The organism is Mycobacterium sp. DBP42, assembly GCF_005924235.1.
In the GTDB taxonomy this organism is placed as follows: Bacteria; Actinomycetota; Actinomycetes; order Mycobacteriales; family Mycobacteriaceae; genus Mycobacterium; species Mycobacterium syngnathidarum.
On the sequence record NZ_VCMY01000114.1, the window covers coordinates 1 to 455 of the forward strand.

Annotated in this window: 1 pseudogene; it reads right to left on the reverse strand. The window is 52.7% G+C overall.

The window, feature by feature from the left end:
- Window positions 1-455: pseudogene (locus E0T84_RS31635) on the reverse strand (DNA polymerase III subunit alpha); the annotation flags it as partial.

Genomic DNA, 455 nt, shown 5'->3' on the forward strand with positions numbered 1-455 from the left:
CTTCAAGACCTTCTTTCGATTTCTTGACCAGATAGTCTTCGGTGGTCATATCACCGGTCGGAAACTGCGGCAGGAAATATTCGCCCAGACGCACCGTCACGTTACAGCGTTTGGCGATCTCAACGGTATTTTCCAGTGCTTCCGGAATGTCCGAAAACAGCTCGCACATCTCCTCTTCCGTGCGCATATACTGCTGCGGCGAATAGTTACGTGGGCGCTTAGGGTCGTCGAGAGTAAAACCGTCGTGAATGGCGACGCGAATTTCATGCGCGTCATAATCATCGCTGTTAATAAAGCGCACGTCGTTGGTAGCAACGACCGGCAAGCCGCGCGCTTCCGCCAGTTCTACGGCTGCGTGCAAATAGCTTTCTTCATCCTGTCTGCCGGTACGGATCAGCTCAAGGAAGTAACGATCCGGGAAATGCGTTTCATAGAACGAGACGCACTCCTCAACC